This window comes from Sphaerochaeta sp. UBA5836, assembly GCF_002432845.1.
Taxonomy (GTDB): domain Bacteria; phylum Spirochaetota; class Spirochaetia; order Sphaerochaetales; family Sphaerochaetaceae; genus Sphaerochaeta.
Window position 1 is genome coordinate 23172 of sequence record NZ_DJGW01000002.1, and the last position, 1647, is coordinate 24818.

At 46.4% G+C, this 1647-nt stretch carries 2 protein-coding genes; one reads left to right on the top strand and one right to left on the bottom strand.

The features are described from left to right. Nucleotides 1-960 (top strand): ATP-binding protein (locus B3F49_RS00155; RefSeq protein ID WP_293908452.1); only part of this gene is annotated, 960 nt, incomplete at its 5' end. Nucleotides 961-1227: 267 nt separating this feature from the next. Here B3F49_RS00155 and B3F49_RS00160 read toward each other — a convergent pair. After that, nucleotides 1228-1647, bottom strand: a 420-nt coding sequence (locus B3F49_RS00160; RefSeq protein WP_293908453.1) for an amidohydrolase family protein, incomplete at its 5' end; no start/stop codon positions are given.

Sequence of the window (1647 nt, forward strand, 5' to 3'; positions counted from 1 at the left end):
GCAGGCTCGTCAGTATCATTCATGGAGCATCAGGTTCTTGGAGATAAAAGTCCCTTGTATGGCCGAAGTACTGCACAATGCAAGGTAATGCCCTTCGATTTGTCCGAAACAAGAACCTTATATGGAGGTACGGAAATCAATACCGTACTTGTTCAGGAGATTACAGGCGGCATTCCTCTGTATGTTTCCTATTTTTCACCTGATGAAGTAATTGAGGATTCCATCAAGCGATTGTTCTTCAGCAGCAATGGCCTTTTATACAACGAACCTTTAAACATTCTGAACATGGAAGTCAACGAGCCGCAAGCCTTTTTTTCTGTTTTGGAGCTCTTGGCTCATGGTGTGAATAAGCAAGTTGAACTCGCTGACAAGAGCGGTATGTCAGCTTCTAATATCAGTTACTACCTTTCGACATTGCAGAATATTGGTCTTGTTGATAAGAAACTTCCATTCGGAGATGCAAACAAGAAGAAAACGATTTGGTACGTCAAGGATGGTTTGTTTCACTTCTATTTCAAGCATGTTCATCCGTATAGAGTGTTAATCGAACGGGGTGTTGTAGATGGTACAATGGCATGGCTTGGGGAATCATTTGCGGCATATGCAGGCAGACCGTTTGAGGAAATCTGCAGAAATCATGTGCTCTCGCACGCAAACCTTCCAATAACTGAAATTGGTTCGTGGTGGGGCTCAGATCCGCGAACAAAGCGTGAGGAAGAAATTGATATAGTTGCAAAGACCATCGATGGAGACCTGATCTTTGGCGAGGGTAAATTCACCAATGAGAAGGTAGGAACCCGTGAATACAATGATCTTGTCCGGAAAAGCAAGAATGTAGGTAGTGATAAGAAACAATATTACTGGCTTTTCTCCAAGTCAGGCTTTACAGCCGACCTGCTTGCTGCAGCGAAAGACAATGAAGCAATGAGGCTGGTGAACCTACGGGACTTGTTCCTCTAGCATACATCCAATACCGACACGAGTATCAGCAACAAGCCTCCCTTGTTAGGATAGATAGGGAGGTGGAGCAATGAACAGTCCCCAGAAGATTCATATTCTAAAGTCGAATGATGAGGATACGTCGACCTCTTAAAAAATCTATTGGCATTGTGGGTGAAGGGCTTAGAGAACGGATGTATTTCGACTATGAGGCAATAATTTCACTGAGAGAGTAGAAAATTCCATAGCAGTAAAACCATCACCTCCTATTTCCACAGCGACTCACCATCAAGAGAAGTACAGCCTCTGTGCATTGTCATGAAATACCAACGCCTGCTCTTCTTCGCTGAAGAGAGCCAACTGGTAATCGAGCAGCTGCTGGTAGCTGTACTGCACCAGTGTCGAAGGAGCATCGGTTCCCCACATCAGGTGTTCCGAGCCCACGATATTCTTGGCAAGAGTGATGAACTTTTGCGCGGTGGGGAAGGGATAGGCTTCAGGACGCACCTTGTGGTGCAGGGCTGCCAGGTCGAAGTGGATGTTTCCCTCTTTCATGGTTTGCAGGGCATCGGTGAGCTCTGCTCTGTGCTGCCTTCTCGGGCTTGCCAGGTGGCAGACCACTACCTCAAGAGTCGGAAACTGCTTTGCAATGTTCCGTATTGCCTTTGGCTGGTGGGAACCATCGCCTGGGCTTCCCAGGTCGAATAC